The sequence below is a fragment of the Pedobacter cryophilus genome, from assembly GCF_005116455.1.
Taxonomy (GTDB): domain Bacteria; phylum Bacteroidota; class Bacteroidia; order Sphingobacteriales; family Sphingobacteriaceae; genus Pseudopedobacter; species Pseudopedobacter cryophilum.
On sequence record NZ_SWBP01000003.1, the window covers coordinates 92,772 to 109,576 of the forward strand.

Below are 16,805 nucleotides of genomic sequence, written 5' to 3' on the forward strand. Positions count from 1 at the left end.
ATAGTTTAAACACTAAAAAAATACCGTTATTAGTTCAATTTGTTTTAGGTAACAAAGGGAGAAATTATGAGATTAAAATTAATATTATCAATCCTATTTATCTTTATTACAGGTATAACAATAGCCCAAAACACATCCGTAACCGTCTCTGGTACAGTGAAAGATAGCACCACAAAAGTAAATTTACCTTTTGTAAACGTTCAGCTAAAAAACGCTGCAGATGCAAGTTTTGTAACGGGTACAGTAAGTAATGATGCAGGATTGTTTACCCTTACCAATGTAAAGCCTGGGAATTATAGCATCGAGTTATCTTATGTAGGCTACATCGCTAAAAAGCAAAGCTTATTTATTGGGAGTTCAACCCAATTTTTAAACATTCCTGCTATTGAAATTCAAGAGAATAAACAATTATTAGGCGAAGTGGTGGTAACCGCCCAAGCAGAAGATGTGAGTTCTAAAATGGATAAAAAATCCTTTTCAGTTGATGATAACATTAGCCAAAAAGGAGGGTCGGTTTTACAAGCCATGCAAAATTTACCAGGCGTAACCGTACAAGATGGGAAAGTGAATTTAAGAGGAAGCGATAAAATTGTGGTATTGATTGATGGTAAACAATCAGCCTTAACAGGATTTGGAAGTCAAACAGGTTTGGATAACCTACCAGCATCAGCAATTGATAGAATCGAAATTATCAATAATCCATCAGCGAAATATGATGCAAACGGAAATGCTGGCATCATCAACATCATTTATAAAAAAGAAAAACAAGAAGGTTTTAATGGCAAATTGGGTTTAGCATCTGGCTTAGGTGCCTTATGGGAGAAGCGAGCTAATTATCCAACCATTCGCCCACAATATCAAGCCACTCCAAAAGTTAACCCTTCTTTATCGCTTAATTACAGAAAAAATAAAGTCAATTTATTCTTTAATGGCGATTATTTATACACCGAAACGCTAAATAAAAACGAGTTTGTTGAACGTACCTATGATAATGGAGACATCGTTTTTCAGCAATTAAAGCGCAATAGAAACACCACTTTTATCACCACAAAAGCAGGTTTAGATTATAATTTGGATGACAATAATTTATTTACCGTTTCTGGATTGTTTGGTACTGAAAAAATTATTGATAACGGAGATCAACCCTTTTTTGAAGACAATTTAAATAACCGTTACAGGCTTTGGCAATTTTTAGAAGACGAATTAAAAACCACCGTTGTTGGCTCTGTAATTTATCAGCATAAATTTAAAGAACCCGGTAAAGTATTAAACGCAGGCTTTAATTACACTTTTCACAGAGAGGATGAGCAATACTTTTTTGATAATATTTTGCCCACTACTACTGGGAGAGATGCTTTTAAATTACTATCAGATGAAAGCGTTTATGATTTCAATTTAGATTATATCCAACCTTTAAAATATGGCCGATTTGAAACTGGGCTGAAGTTTAGGAGACGAAACATTCCAACTAACATGCAGTTTTTTCCGGGTGTTAATTCTCCTATTGATGCTGATGCTGGCGGAGCAGCAACTTATAGTGAGACTATACCTGCCGTTTACGGAACGTATATTTTTGAAACTCAAAAATATGAAGCAGAGGTTGGTTTAAGAGTCGAGTATTTTAACCTAGATTACTTTGTAAACCCAGATCATCCTACTTATAAAAGCGATGGAAATAGCTACACCCAACCTTTCCCAAATTTAAGATTAGCCTATAAAATTAACGACGCTAATAAAATCTCTGTTTTTTATAACCGCCGAGTGGATAGACCAAACGAGGTTGATATCAGGATTTTTCCTAAATATGATGATGCCGAAATTATTAAAGTGGGTAACCCGGCTTTACGACCACAATTCACCAACAGCCTAGAGTTGGGTTTTAAAACCAGCTGGACAAAAGGTTATTTCTATTCGGCAGCATATCATCGTTTTGCAAATGGCACCATCACCCGTATTGGCAGCACAGTTGGCGGCAGCAATATCATTTATAACATTTTCCAAAATGCAGGTAAAAGCTACAACTCGGGTTTAGAAGTAGTTTTTTCTCAAAAGCCATCTTTTTGGTACGATTTAAACGTGAATGTAAACGTTTATCGTAATCAAATCAACGCTTTTACGGTTCAAAATCTTTATCCTACGCCCAATACTTTTAGCGCTGGTCAGGATGATATCATATCAGGAAACGTGAAACTGAATCAAAGTTTTAAAATGAAGAATAATTTTGATACCCAATTAACAGCAACCTATTTAGCTGCTGATATCATTCCCCAAGGAAAAATTGGAGCTCGCTTTTCATTAGATTTAGGTTTAAAGAAGGGCTTAAAAAATGGGAAAGATGAATTCTTTTTAAACGCTACCGACATTCTAAACACCATGGTTATTAACCGTGAAATCTTCGGAAGCGATTTTAAATATACCAGCAAAGACTATTACGAAACACAAGTAATTAGGCTAGGCTATAGCAGAAAATTTTAAAATGATATGATGCAAATTAGTAAGTATAATTATTTTTTGTTTGATATTCTCTGTGCAATTTCAGCCACAGGACATAGAGATTTGGTTTATTCAATTTGTAGCATGAAGTATCAAGGATAAAGAGATTTTTGTGGAATTAAATACAAAATCACAACCCCTACTCTCCGCTGATGAAAATCAAAGAAAAGCTTTAGTTGAAAAACTAAGGTTTTTTTGTTTAATAATCATTTCAAAATATTTTTTAGCCTTTGAATACCGTATTTTAGAGTATGACTTTATCTAAGAAAGAAAAAGACAGGTATCACCGACAGATAATTTTAAAGGGCTTTGGTTTAGAAGCTCAATTAAAATTGAAAGCTGCGACGGTTTTAGTTGTTGGTGCCGGAGGTTTAGGTTGCCCCTGTTTGACTTATTTAGCTGCTGCAGGTGTTGGTAAAATTGGTATTGCTGATGCTGATAAGGTGAGTTTATCAAACTTACACCGACAGGTTTTATACGGCACCGCTGATATTGATAAAAGTAAGTGCGAGATAGCTAAAGAAAAGCTGATTTCTAAGAATGAAAATGTTGAAATTATTACGCATTCTGTTTATATTAACGAAGAAAACTGCTTAGAAATTCTAAAAAATTATGATTTGGTGATTGATGCCAGTGATAATTTTAATACTCGCTATTTATTAAATGATGCTTGTGTAATACTTAAAAAGCCTTTGGTTTTTGGAGCTTTATTTGAATTTGAAGGGCAAGTAAGTACTTTTAATTACCATGATGGCCCAACTTTGCGTTGTTTATTTCCAGAGAAGCCTAAGGAAGGTGTGATTAATAATTGTGCAGAAGCTGGAGTTTTAGGTGTTTTACCCGGAATTATTGGTAATTGGCAGGCTTTGGAAGCTATAAAAGTAATTACACAAATTGGCGATGTTTTAAGTGGTAAATTATTAATGATTCATGCGCTTTCTAATGAAGTGAAAACCATTAGTTTTAAAACCAACCCAAAAAATAAGGAAAAAGACAGCTTAAACCATTTTTTCAAAATTGAAGATGCTAAAAATCAAGAAGTAGATAATTATTTGTTAAAACATTGGATGGATGAAGATGATATTCAGATTATTGATGTTAGAGAAGATTTTGAATTCGAAAATACTAATATTGGAGGATTAAATTTACCCTTATCCATTTTAGAAAAAACACTTTCTAAAATTGATGGCAAACAAAAAACGGTGGTAGTTTGCCAATCTGGAGTTCGCTCTAAAAAAGGATTAAAAATTATTTTAAACCACTACCCTTCTATAGAAATTTATCATTTAAAAGGTGGTTTAAGTACTTATTTATTGTAGTTATTAAATGCTGTACTTTCTTGTTTAAGATTTATGACATAGGTTTTGTAGGTTTCAAAAACATGTTGCATACTGTAATTATCTAGGTTATTATTTAGATAAGAAGCTTGAAGTTTCGCTAATCCTTGGGCAGTATAAATGCCACAAAAAGGTTCGTAAAATTTATCGTTTTGGTAAACGTAAAAATCAAAATCTTCATGGGTTTCATAAGCATTTATCATATTTTGAATGGTTTGTTTGTCCATATCAATCATATCACAAGCTAAAACCAACCAATTTTGTTCGGGATACTTTAAATGAGCACTTAAAATGCCTCTTAGCGGTCCGGGAATAGTGATTTGATCAAGGATGAGGTCATCTTTTTGAAACAAGTTTTGGTAGCTTTCTAACTGAGTAATGTTGATACTTACCTTAACTGGAAGGGTGATATTGGCGAGTTTATTTGCCACAATGTTTACCCAATATTCTCCGTCTTTTGATTTGAGGCCTTTATCTGTCCCCATTCTTTTACTTTCTCCGCCAGCTAATACTAAACCTTTTAAATTTATCATGATCTGCTATTTATGATCGGTATGGCCTAAATCTTTTTCGGGACTCACTATATCTCTTACCAGTTTTTTTAGCTCTTTAATTTCTGGAAAACGTTGCATTTCCTTTCTGTCGAAAATAAGTGTTTCGTTAATTTTAATGATAAAAGTGCCGCCCATTTCACTGGGAATTAATGTTAAGCCTTTAATTTCGTCTGTAAAAGTGGTTAAAAGTTCTTGCGCCATATAAGCTGAGCGTAAAAGCCAGCCACATTTTGGGCAATATTCTATGCTGATTGTTGGTTTCATTTAATGATGATTTTAGAAGCATTAATTTAGTGTTTTTTTGTAGATCAGTTTTTAAATGCACTGCCCGCAACAGGGATTGGCAAGGTTTAGCCGCAGGCTAATTACGAAATGCAATGGAGTACCGAGCGATAGCGAGCCTGAGAAAGCCCGGCCGTTGCCCAATTAAATATCGTAAATATGTTGGTTTGGATTGCCTGTAATTTCTTGGCAACTGCAATTTCCACCCCATTTTTTTGTTCCATCTGTAAAATATTCACATTTCCATAAAGGGAGCTCATGCTTAATTTTTTCAATGATGTACTGGTTGGCGTCATAAGCTTCTTTGCGGTGCGGAGACGATGTAATTACCACAACTGCAGATTCGCCAACGTACACCTTCCCTATTCTATGGACTGCAAAAACAGTGGTTAAATGCCATTTTTCTTGCGCTTCTTGCAATAAATCGTTAATCATTTTATACGCCATGGTTTCTGCAGCTTCATAAAATAAATAGTCAACAGGCTTGCCTAAACTTTGATTTCTAACCGTTCCGTTAAATAAAACTACGGCTCCGGCAGCCTCATCTTCATATTGCGATAGCAAAGCAGCCACATCAATAATTTGATTGGTGATATATGTTGGCTTATCCGCCGCTGCTGGGTGGGATGATACTGATGGTGTCATTTTCATTAATTTGATGATTGTTTTCTACAAAAGCATCGTTTACGGCAAATCTAGATAGGTTAATTACTTCTTTTGCTGATGGATTAAGTTGGAGCAATTGTTCTTTTAAATCTGTAATGTTTTGAGCCACAATTTCTGTTTCTGCTGCAAAATAATCTTTTAGTACGGCGTACACTTTTACTTTCATTTTAACCTCCAATTTGTAGCATACTTAAATTGCTACCCGTAAAACTGACTTGTTGTTTATGACTTAGCGCCTCTAGCAAAGCATCATTAAATGCCTCTTCTGTAGGTTTATTTTTAATATTTACGGGTTTGTTTGAACTTAAACAGCCGTAAATATTTCCTTCCTGATCTAATCTTAAACGGTTACAATCATGACAAAAAGGTTGGCTAGTATTGGCTATAATTCCAAAAGTAAAGCCTTCTTTAGTTTTCCAATAGTTGGCTGTTGCCGATGTTTTCCTATTTAAAGGTTCAAATTGATATTTAGAAGCTATTAAATCTAAAATTTCTTGTTGCGAAAAAAGGTATTGCTCTTTTTGCTGATGCAAATGCCCCATGGCCATTACTTCTAAAAAACGAATGGTAATTTCTTTTTGTTGCGCTAAATGCAGCAATGGCAAAATCTGATCATCGTTTTTACCTTTCATAATCACAGCATTCAATTTAATAATGATATTAGCAGCTAATGCAGCGTCTATTCCGTTTAAAACTTCTTGCAACTTATCTCTGCGAGTCATTTTAAAAAAAGCAGCATCTTCTGCAGCATCTAAAGAAATATTGAGTTCTTGTAAACCAGCTGTTTTAAGTGCTAAGGCTTTTTTACCAAGTAAAAAAGCGTTGGTAGTCATTTTAATTTGAGGAATTCCTATGGTGTTTAAACCTTGTATTAATTCTTCTAGTTGAGGGTATAATAAAGGTTCTCCGCCGGTTAATCTTACAGATTCTAAGCCTAAAGTAGTATGTAGGTTTTTTACTATTTCTAATAATTCTGATAAACTGAGGTTTTTATTTTCTAAAGGAAAGGTGCCATTTTCATCATCAGTACAGTAAATACAGGCGAAATTACAGGAATTTAGCAAGCTGATTCTTAAATTTTTAAATGTACGTTTGCTTTGATCTACTATCATTTTAAAAAAATAAAAGTTTAGCACAAGCTATACTCATTACTGATGCCAACACGTATCTCACTGTTTTTTGTTTGTATAAATTACTACCAAAGTAAGCTCCGGCTAAGCCACCCAAAGTTGCAGCAAAAAACCATAAATAAGCGTATTCTGACACAAAAAAAGATTGACTTTTTATAGAGATTAACCCTGCAATAGAATTACAAAGTATAAAAAAGGCTGATGCCGCAGCAGATTCTTTTGCGTTTGCCCAGCCCATAAGTATTAAAGCCGGACTCAAAAAAATGCCACCACCAATATTTAATAATCCAGCGGCAAACCCTAAAAAAGCTCCTGTTATTAATGCACCAACAAAGTTTATCTCTTTAGTTTCCTGCTTTTCTGCAGGGCTTATTTGTAAAAGCCTAAGTATAGGAAATACCAAAGCTATTCCTAACAATACATTGTAAATCTCTCCTTTTATTGGGAATTTAGCGCCCAAAAATGCAAAAGGAATAGAAGTGATTAAGAAAGGCCAAATGAGTTTCCATTTAAAATAACCTGCTTTTTTAAACTGTATAAACGCAAAAAACGAAACGATTATATTTAATAATAAAACCAATGGTTTGTAAACAAAAGATGCAATGCCCGAAAGTGAAAATATGGCTAAATAGCCACTTGCACCGCCATGACCCACAGAGGCATAAAGAAATCCTAAAATAAATAGGCTTAATGCTATCAATAGATCTACATACATTTTTGATTTAATTAGTTTTTAATTTTTTTAAGATATAATCTTCTTTTGGAGCTTCACAAGTTGGGCATAAATATTTTTCAATAGTTTCAAATTTTACGCCAACGGCCACTTCATTAAAATCATCCCCAAAGGTATCATCATAAATGGTTTCACAATGTTTACACTGATAAACATTTAACCAATTTTCTTTCTTTTCATTAGTTTTTTCGGGATTTAAACTAGGTAAAGTGAGGTTGTTTTGTAAACTGTAATAATGTTCTGTTAGTGCTATTAAACTTTCGCTCAATTGCTCTTCTGTACAACTTTTATTAAAAATTATGTATTCTTTATTATTAGGGTTGAAATTTTTGGTGTGTAATAATTCATATAAATGCTTTCCGCTTTGGTTGGTTTGGTTTCTTTTACGAATAATTACCGAACCAAATAAACCAGTATTGGGTTTAGTTTTTATGGCAAAACATAAACGATAGGTTCTTAAATCTGCTTCTTCAAAGCATTTTACCAAATTGGTTTTTAAATTTACAGCTTCATCACAAAGATCTTCTATTTGCCAGTTAAGCTCATTTGCTGCATGCCTTACATTTACCCGGTATTTGTTTAAAAGCTGACTCCAATATATTCTATCATCAGCATGAATATTTTTGATGATAATTGATTTCCAAGCAGTTGTATATAATTGACCCAGCCTTGTTTTTGCACAGATATCGCAAATTTCTTTTAAAAAGGAAATAGAAAATTCTTCCCTACGGCGATAAATGCCTAACCAAAATTTATGATCTCCATATTTATTAAGCCCTTCGTAATAAGGAAGTTGAAAATCTGTATGAACCAATGGATTTTGATATTCTTGAGTTACAAACTTATTTTCTTGGTTTATTTGTAAGTAAAGTTGTTCTCCATTAATTTCTTCTTGCTGATAGTAAACGTCAGGATTACCTAAAATTTTATCTTCTAAAGATTTACTGATGATTGAAATATCTTCTGTATACACCAATGTTGGCCAGCGATACATGATATTTGATTTTGGAAAACGGATGTATAAATACCAAAAATTACTGGTTTCTGAGGATATATAATTGAGGTGACCAGTAAAAAATGGAATTAAATTTTGCGTACAATCTACAATATTTATTTTAAGCTGTGGCTGATGATTAAAGCCGTTTAAAATATCTTTATAAACGCCTTCTCGTAACCAATTAGAAGGATTAAAAATTTCTTCGGTAACATAAGAACTAATAATATTTGGATATTTATCATCATTAATTTCATAATTAACATCGGCAACTAAAAGGGAATCTTCAAAATCCTCTAGCTGTGGCTGATTTACCCAAAAAAGTAATTGCTGTCGGTTACCAAACCTTACATTTTCTACTCCAGCTTTTTCAGCAATAGTTAATATATCTAATAAATCTCCGGGAGATACAATGCCACCAGGTAAGTTTATTTTGATAAGCTGCGTATTTAATTGTTCTGGCTCTTTCATTATTTAAAGTATTACTAACGATTGATCCGAAATTTCTATATCATCTAAAATTCTCTTTACCTCTGGTTTACAAGAGCCACAACCTGTACCCGCACCTGTACTGTTGCATAAGTTTTTTAAATCTTTACAGCCGTTTTGAATAGCCATTTTAATATTCCCTTCCCCCACATTATTGCAACTACAAACCAATTTACCAATAACGGGTTCTGGTGTTTTACCGCTTCTTAATAATGAGAGCCTTTTATCGCTCAATTCAATTTTATTGGAGATGAGTTCTCTAAATTCTTGAAATTCATTTTTATCACCTATTAGTATAGCTCCAACCAATCTATCTTGGTGGATAATGCATTTTTTATAGTATCTTTTTGCTTTATCAATAAACACAATCTCCTCATAATGATCATCATTAGGACATTCAGGTAAACCGATACTACATAAGTCAAAACCATGAATTTTAATGATATTCATAAAAACACTGCCTTCATAAAAGCTGGCCACATCTCCGTTTAAATATTTAGCCAAAGCATCAGCTTGTTGTTCGGCAGCGGCTGTAATGCCGTATAAAGTGCCTTTAAATTCGGCAATTTCACCAATGGCAAATACGGAAGAATCACTGGTTTTAAGATGTTCATCAACCACTACTCCTCTTTTGCAATCTAAACCACAATCTTTAGCTAATTCTATATTTGGGCTGGTACCAATAGCAATAATTGCGGCATCACAATCTATTTTACGACCACTTTTTAGGCTTACTCCTGTTAATTTAGAACGACCGTAGAAAAGTTCTACCTCATCGTCATAATAAATATCACAACCTTGGTCGGTCATTTCTTCATGCAATAATTGACTCCCCAAAGCATCTAATTGGCGACTTAAAAATCTGGAAATACGTTGAACAATGGTGATTTTAACGCCCATTTCTCTGAGAGAAGCAGCCATTTCTAATCCTAATAAACCACCACCAATAATTAAAACATGACTTTCTTTAGGTAAGTGTTTTTTAAAGTTATCAGCATCAGTACGGGTTCTCATAGAAAATATACCTGGAATTTTAGGCACATTTTTAGGAATAGCAGCTCTACTACCGGTAGACATAATTAAAATATCGTAATAGGTTTTCTTGCCAAAATCATCTGTAACAAATTTATTTTCTCGGTCTATTTTGCTTACGCCGATGCCTCTTTTTAGATGAATATTGTACTCTGGTTCTTCTTCATCGGTCATTTTTACCAATTGCTCCCACTTTTGTTCGCCACTAATATAATCTGGCAACATTACCCGGTTGTAAAAAGGATGATTTTCTTTACTAAAAATGGTGATATCATCTTCGGAGTTAAGTTCTCGGTATGATTTTACAAAGCCAAAAGCACCAGCGCCAGCACCAATAATTACAATATGTTGTTTGGGTTTTTTATATTTTGATACCTGAACGGCACAATATTTAAAATCAGGCTCTTTAGAAATAGCATCAACTAAAGTACTGGTTACATTATTTGTTCTATTTAAATCATTTCCTAAAATTTTACCATAATGCATGGGTAAAAACACCACGCCTTGTTTAATAGATTTGGTAATTTTAGCTTTAACTCTTACCTCGCCAAATTTAGATTGAATAATGGTGACATCATCTTCCTTAATTTGAAGTTTAAAGGCATCATCTGGATGAATCTCTAAAAAAGATTGCTTAATATGTTGATTGAGCTTGTTTACTTTACTGGTTTTACTGCGAGTGTGCCATTGATCTCTTATTCTTCCGGTGGTTAAAATAAAAGGGAAATCTTCATTTGGAGCTTCACTTTTATTTACATCTGGTACAGTATTAATAATGGCTTTTTTTGATGGAGTATAAAAGGATTTATCGGTAAATAACCTTTCTGTTCCTTTATTTTTCTTTTTAATATAGGGCCATTGAACCGTTTTTTCTTTTTTAAGAATATCATAAGTTAAACCGCTGATATCTATATTGGTATTTGCAGTTAAGCGAGTATGTTCAATAAAAATCTCTTCCTGATTTTTATAATCAAAACCGGAGAAACCCATTTTTTGAGCAAATTTATAAATGATTTCTGCATCGGGAAGCGCTTCACCAGGCGCATCAACTATTTTGGGCAGGTAAGAAATTCTACGCTCAGAGTTGGTCATGGTGCCTTCTTTTTCTGCCCATCCTGCTGCTGGTAGAATCACATCGGCGTAAGCCAAACACTCTGATTTATTACTAATTTCTTGAACAACAACATATTTTGCTTTTTTAAGTGCTTGCTCTGCTTGTCTTACATTGGGTAAACTCAAAAGTGGATTGGTACAAATAATCCAAATGGCTTTTAAGCTGCCATTATCTAAGGCATCAAACATTTCTGTAGCCGTTAAACCTGGTTTTGGGTCAATTTGAGTACCGCCCCAAAAATCTTGCACTTCTTTACGGTGAATAGGGTTTTGCAAATCGCGATGAGCTGCTAACATATTTGCTAAACCACCAACTTCTCGTCCTCCCATTGCATTAGGTTGGCCAGTTAAAGAAAATGGGCCCGAACCTGGTTTGCCTATTTTACCAGTAATTAAATTGAGGTTAATTAAGCTTAGGTTTTTGTTTACACCGATGGAACTTTGGTTTAATCCCATTGTCCACATAGAAATAAAGCCTTTTGCTTCGCCAATATATTGCGCCGCTAGTTGAATATCGGCTATAGCCAAACCACAAATTAAAGCCGATTCTTCTAAAGTTTTAGAGAAAACCATTTGTTTGTAGGCTTCAAAACCTTCTGAATGGTTGGTGATAAAATCAATATCTATATCTCCATTTTCTATCAATAATCTTCCAATAGCGTGGTTAAGGGTAACATCAGTCCCGGGGTTGAGCTGTAAATGTAAATCTGCAATAGAACAAGTGTCTGTAACTCTTGGATCTACAATAATGATTTTTGTATCGGGATTTAAGGCTTTGTGAGCTTCTACTCTTCGCCATAAAATGGGATGGCACCAAGCCGGATTTGCGCCGGTTACGTAAAAGCAGTCTGCCAGTTCAATATCATCATAACAAATAGGAACGCTATCTTCTCCTAAAGACATTTTATAGCCCACAACTGCGCTACTCATGCATAAACGAGAGTTGGTATCAATATTATTGCTGCCAATAAAGCCTTTCATTAGCTTATTTACTACATAATATTCTTCGGTAAGGCATTGGCCTGATACATAAAATGCAACAGAATTTGGACCGTATTTTTGAATAAAAGTTTTAAAAACAGCTGCTGTACGGTTTAATGCATCATCCCAACTTACCTTTTGTAAAGGCATATTTTTGTTGTAGCGCATTTGTGGGTAAAGTAACCGATCAGAACGGTCGTTTACGGTATAATGCAGGTTTAAGCCTTTACTACATAACATTCCTTTATTTGTAGGATGATGGGTATCACCTTTTAAATTAAGCGTATTATTTTTTTCTTTACTAACAATTACACCACAACCCACCCCGCAATAGCTGCAGGTAGAAGAAAAATTGTGTGATGAATTTTTAGGATTAGACATTAGAAGTTTTTATATCAATCTGTAATTGAAACGATTAATTAGGTTTAACGGTTGAAAGAAAGATCTGGAGAAACTAACTTTTCATCGGCATTCTTTATGGTGAATTTTGTGATAAAAATGATGATAGATACTGCTATGGCCATGATGCCGATATATTCAAATGCTTGCACATAAGTGATGCTTTCAGATTTAAACAGAAATCCAAAAACCATTCCTCCAAGGTTTCCACCAGCGCCAACAATGCCGCTTACTAAACCTACATTTTTTTCGTCAACAAAAGGTACAATTCCATAAGTTGCACCGTTGGACATTTTTAGGAACAAGGCGAATGATAGCATAGAAACAATTGCAATAACAAATGAGCCTGATTGCGCAAACAAAATAATTCCAAAGCCTTCTAATAAAAGCATTAAGGCTAAAAGCATTCCTTTACCCTTCATTCCAAATTTTAAACCTACTTTATCAGAAACAATGCCGCCTAAGGCTCTGGCAAAAATGTTCATGAAACCAAATATGCCTGCCCAAAAACCAGCGCTACTTTGCGATAATCCAAAGGCATCAACAAAATGTAAAGAAGCTACGTTATCAAAAGTGATTTCCATTCCAAAACACATGGCATAAGCTAAAGTTAATGCCCAAACTCTCCAATCGGCTAAAACAGTCCAATCGGTTTTACTAGATTTTGCTGTAACATGTTTAATTTCATCAAAGTTACCTTGAGGAGTGTCTTTGGTGTATTTCCAATACAAAACTGCAGCTCCAAGCATCATTACGCCTGGTAAAATCATGGCATAACGCCAAGCTTCTGCTGAGGTATAACCAAAACCCACAATGGTGGCAAAAACTAAAGGCATTACCATGTTTGTAATTCCACCACCAAGGTTTCCCCATCCGCCGGTAACGGCATTTGCTGTCCCTTTTATGTTGGCAGCAAACATCATAGAAGTATGGTATTGCGTAATTACAAAAGATGCCCCTATTACTCCAATAGCTAATCTAAATAACAAGAAGGTTTCATAACTATGCGCTAAACCCACTAAGAAAACCGGGATAGAACCAATAATTAATAATAAAGTTGCAGATTTACGAGGGCCCCAATAATCGCATAACTTGCCTATAATTAAACGGGCAATAATAGTTGCAGTTACAGATGCGATAATGATATTCCCTACTTGTGCTTTACTTAAGCCTAACTCTGCTCTAATAGTTGGCATTAGTGGTGCTAAGCCAAACCATCCAAAAAAACACACAAAAAACATTAACCATGTAATATGGAATGTTTTCATTTGAACGCCTTTTGCAGAGAAAATATTGAGTTTTTGAAGTGGTTTTTGATCTAAATTCATTTTAAAAAAAATTAAGCTATTATTTATAAGAAATTATTCGGTGTAGTTTTTGATTTTTATATTAAAAATATTTAAAACAATATTTAAATCGATTATTTGATTATAAAAATAGCATATTATGTTATATAGATTATATATTTTGATAACTTTTCAAAAAATACTTGGTTTTTAATAAAATTTAACTGCTTTTTTATGCTTTTTATTAAATTATTAGTGTTTATTATGATTTTTATAAATTAAAAAGTGCTATTATCTTTAATTTAATCAATAAATTATAAATAATAGCACTATATTATTGTGTTATTGAGTTGTTTTTTAATTAAAACAGATAAAATTGATCTTATTTTAATTGATTAATCTAATAATCTGCAATAGAGAACTTATCTATTAACAAATTAAGTAGCTTATCATGTATCTCCATGTATTTAGGATCATGAACAATATCTTTTTTGTTTCTTGGGCGTTCTAAGTTTACTTCAACAATTTCTTTAATGGTTGATGCCGGTCCGTTGTTTAAAACCACAACTCTGTCTGATAAAAATATAGCTTCTTCAATATCATGGGTAACCATTACAATTGTTTTTTCGCGATGATCTAAATTCCATAATTTTAAGAGCTCTATGTGCATAGAACTTTTTGTTAGAGCGTCTAAAGCGCCAAAAGGCTCGTCTAAAAGCAATATTTTAGGATTGATAGCAAATGCTCTTGCAATGGCAACACGTTGTTTCATTCCGCCAGAAAGATGCCCGGGTAGTTTATGATGATGCTCCCAAAGATTTACCATTTTAAGGTTTTTCTCTACCATTTCTATTTTCTCTTTTTTAGAGATATTTTTAAAGGAAGAATCAACAGCCTCATAAATATTCTGAAAAACGGTTAGCCAAGGCAGTAAAGAATAGTTTTGAAAAACAATCCCTCTATCAGGTCCGGGACCTTTAACTACATTTCCATTAGCAATTACTTCTCCATGTGATGGCGTATTCATTCCAGAAATGGTATTCATTAAGGTTGATTTACCACAACCAGAATGCCCGATGAATGAAACAATCTCACCCTTTTTTATGTCTAAACTGATGTCTTTGATAGCCGTATAAATGCCGTTTTTACTTTTAAATGAAACCGTTACATTGTCTATCTTAATGGCAGATGGCCCAAGAATTTTTTCGATTGCTTTTGAAGTTTCTATTTCAGAATCGTTTAATGTTTGTATTTCTTCTAATGATAAACTTTTCATAATCCTGTGTTTTTAAATCAATAAATTATTTGTTTTCCCATGCAAATGCATGTTGTACTACGTTAAATAGTTTATCTAACAGTAAGCCTACGGTTCCAATAATTAAAATGGCAACCAATATTTTCTCAAGCGAAAGTCCATTCCAGCTATCCCAAACAAAAAAGCCAATTCCTGATCCACCAGATAACATTTCGCCAGCCACAATTACCATCCAGGCAATGCCAATAGATAATCTTAAACCTGTAATAATGTGAGGTAATGAGTAAGGGATAAGTATTTTGGTAAGGTATTTAAGCTTAGAAAATCCAAAAGCTTTACCTACATTTTTATGATCTTGAGGAATGCTAGATACGCCAAAAGAAGTGTTGATTAATGTTGGCCATAAAGAGGTAATGGTGATGATAAAAATAGTTGCACCAGCGGCAGCTTTAAAAGCTAATAATCCTAGAGGGAACCAAGCCAATGGAGAAACTGGTCTTAAAATTTGAACAATAGGATCAAAAAGGCGCATCATAAATTTTGAAGATCCCATGATGACCCCTAAAGGAATTGCAATTAAGCTTCCAATGCCAAAACCTATAAATACTCGCCATAAAGAACTCATTAATTGGTTGCCAATGCCCTTATCATTTGGGCCGTTATCATAAAATGGAGTGGTAAACATTTCTTTACAAACCACCCATGTTTGCAAAGGGCCGGGTATTTCTTTTTCTGTGATGATAGAAACCAATTGCCATATTAAACCTAATATGATGATGCTGCCTGTGAAAAACAGGATGCTGTATAAACTTTGTATGTTAAATATCTTTTTCATGTGGTTATTTTTTAGTGGTTTTTAGATAAGCACTGATATTTGCTGGGTCAAACATTACATCGTAAGTAGTTTTAAAAGGTTTCATATCTGGCTGTACAGGAACAGCCATTTCTTTGGCAACTTCAGCAAACAAATCATCTAATATTAATTTATCGGCAACAGCTGCATAATTTGGTTCTGCTTTAAGCATTCCAAATCTTACAAATTGAGCTAAAAACCACATTCCGTTTGATTTTTTTGGTGTATTAACAATACCGCCTTTATAAAAAGTCATAAAATCATCTTTATACCGCTTTACACCTAAATCGCAACCTAAATCGCTAGAACCCATTAATCTGGCTTCAATTACTGCAAGTGGCGCATTTACATAATATGGCTTTGTTAACCAAGCAGCTGCTTTTTTTCTGTTGGCCATTACATCAAGCCATTTGCAGGCTTCTAAAATAGCTTTCATCACTTTTTTAAGATCGGCTTTATCGCTATTTGCAAAAGCAGAATTTACCACTAATGCTTTTTCTGGGTGATCTTTCCAAATATCTTGTGAAGCAATATGAGTAAAGCCAATTCCTTGAGCTGCTGCAACTCCGTTCCAAGGTTCTCCAACAGAAAATCCTTCCATGTTATCTACTTTCATATTAGCTACCATTTGTGGAGGAGGAATAGTAATAATCCCTACAGATTTTTGGTTTATACCAGCAGCCGCCAACCAGTTACGTAACCATATATCATGAGTTCCACCGGGGAAAGTCATGGCAAAAGTCACTTCTTTTTTAGCTTGAAGCTTTTTAATAGCCGCACCAACTTTGGCTATTTCTTTGTACCCTAGCAGGCCACAAAAATCTTTTGATAAGGTAATAGCTTGTCCGTTATTATTTAAAACCATGGCTATTTTCATTTCTGAGCCAGCTTTACCGCCTATACCGGTATAAACCGAAAACGGCATAGAGAATAAGCAATGAGCGCCATCTAATTCGCCGTTTAGAATTTTGTCTCTGATGTTTGCCCAAGAAGCTTCTTTAGAAAGTTCTACATCTACACCATATTTGGCAAATAGGCCTAATTCTTTGGCAACCACTAATGGGGCGCAATCTGTAAGGGGAATAAAGCCTAATTTTATTTTTTTTGCTGATGCCTGAAAATTAGACAGCACTAATACTACTATAGTTAAAGCGCAAAATGATAAGTTTTTGTATATTTTTTGATTTGGTTTCATGATTTTAAGTTTA

General features: G+C 34.0%; 14 protein-coding genes. 2 read left to right on the forward strand and 12 right to left on the reverse strand.

Annotation, left to right across the window (positions count from 1 at the left end; translation table 11 throughout):
• Positions 1-66 precede the first annotated feature (66 nt).
• Together FA046_RS09455 and moeB are read left to right on the forward strand one after the other, a co-directional pair.
• Positions 67-2,475, forward strand: coding sequence for an outer membrane beta-barrel family protein (locus tag FA046_RS09455; protein WP_136826164.1), 2,409 nt, complete (start codon positions 67-69; stop codon positions 2,473-2,475).
• 269 nt (positions 2,476-2,744) lie between these two features.
• The gene (gene moeB / locus FA046_RS09460) at positions 2,745-3,812 is read left to right on the forward strand and encodes a HesA/MoeB/ThiF family protein (RefSeq protein ID WP_136826165.1); all 1,068 of its coding nucleotides are present in this window, start codon (positions 2,745-2,747) and stop codon (positions 3,810-3,812) included.
• Here the strand turns inward: moeB and mobA are convergent.
• The 12 genes from mobA to FA046_RS09520 form a co-directional block, all read right to left on the reverse strand.
• Positions 3,800-4,363, reverse strand: coding sequence for a molybdenum cofactor guanylyltransferase (mobA, locus tag FA046_RS09465; protein ID WP_136826166.1), 564 nt, complete (start codon positions 4,361-4,363; stop codon positions 3,800-3,802). The genes moeB and mobA overlap by 13 nt on opposite strands.
• Before the next feature lie 6 nt (positions 4,364-4,369).
• A complete protein-coding gene (locus tag FA046_RS09470) occupies positions 4,370-4,648 on the reverse strand; it encodes a SelT/SelW/SelH family protein (protein WP_136826167.1) in 279 nt (92 codons plus the stop codon).
• A 162-nt stretch (positions 4,649-4,810) separates the two neighbouring features.
• Positions 4,811-5,311 carry a molybdenum cofactor biosynthesis protein MoaE gene (locus FA046_RS09475; RefSeq protein WP_136826168.1) on the reverse strand — a complete coding sequence of 167 codons (501 nt, stop codon included), beginning with the start codon at positions 5,309-5,311 and terminating at the stop codon, positions 4,811-4,813.
• On the reverse strand, positions 5,271-5,498 hold the full coding sequence (locus tag FA046_RS09480) for a MoaD/ThiS family protein (protein ID WP_136826169.1): 228 nt from the start codon (positions 5,496-5,498) through the stop codon (positions 5,271-5,273). Before FA046_RS09480 ends, FA046_RS09475 begins: the two co-directional genes overlap by 41 nt.
• A 1-nt stretch (position 5,499) precedes the next feature.
• A complete protein-coding gene (locus FA046_RS09485; RefSeq protein WP_136826170.1) occupies positions 5,500-6,444 on the reverse strand; it encodes a GTP 3',8-cyclase MoaA in 945 nt (314 codons plus the stop codon).
• 1 nt (position 6,445) lies between these two features.
• Positions 6,446-7,177 carry a sulfite exporter TauE/SafE family protein gene (locus FA046_RS09490; protein ID WP_136826171.1) on the reverse strand — a complete coding sequence of 244 codons (732 nt, stop codon included), beginning with the start codon at positions 7,175-7,177 and terminating at the stop codon, positions 6,446-6,448.
• Between the two features lie 7 nt (positions 7,178-7,184).
• Positions 7,185-8,660, reverse strand: a complete 1,476-nt coding sequence (locus FA046_RS09495; RefSeq protein ID WP_136826172.1) for a rubredoxin domain-containing protein — start codon at positions 8,658-8,660, stop codon at positions 7,185-7,187.
• Positions 8,661-8,663: 3 nt separating this feature from the next.
• Positions 8,664-12,185, reverse strand: coding sequence for a nitrate reductase (locus FA046_RS09500; RefSeq protein ID WP_136826173.1), 3,522 nt, complete (start codon positions 12,183-12,185; stop codon positions 8,664-8,666).
• A gap of 44 nt (positions 12,186-12,229) precedes the next feature.
• Positions 12,230-13,531, reverse strand: a complete 1,302-nt coding sequence (locus tag FA046_RS09505) for an MFS transporter (protein ID WP_136826174.1) — start codon at positions 13,529-13,531, stop codon at positions 12,230-12,232.
• Between the two features lie 358 nt (positions 13,532-13,889).
• Positions 13,890-14,765: an ABC transporter ATP-binding protein gene (locus tag FA046_RS09510; RefSeq protein WP_136826175.1), complete on the reverse strand. Its 876-nt coding sequence runs from the start codon at positions 14,763-14,765 to the stop codon at positions 13,890-13,892.
• Between the two features lie 25 nt (positions 14,766-14,790).
• Entirely contained in the window at positions 14,791-15,579 is a 789-nt protein-coding gene (gene ntrB / locus FA046_RS09515) for a nitrate ABC transporter permease (protein WP_136826176.1), read from the reverse strand.
• Between the two features lie 4 nt (positions 15,580-15,583).
• Complete coding sequence (locus tag FA046_RS09520; RefSeq protein ID WP_136826177.1) at positions 15,584-16,792, reverse strand: CmpA/NrtA family ABC transporter substrate-binding protein; 1,209 nt, start codon at positions 16,790-16,792, stop codon at positions 15,584-15,586.
• Positions 16,793-16,805 lie beyond the last annotated feature (13 nt).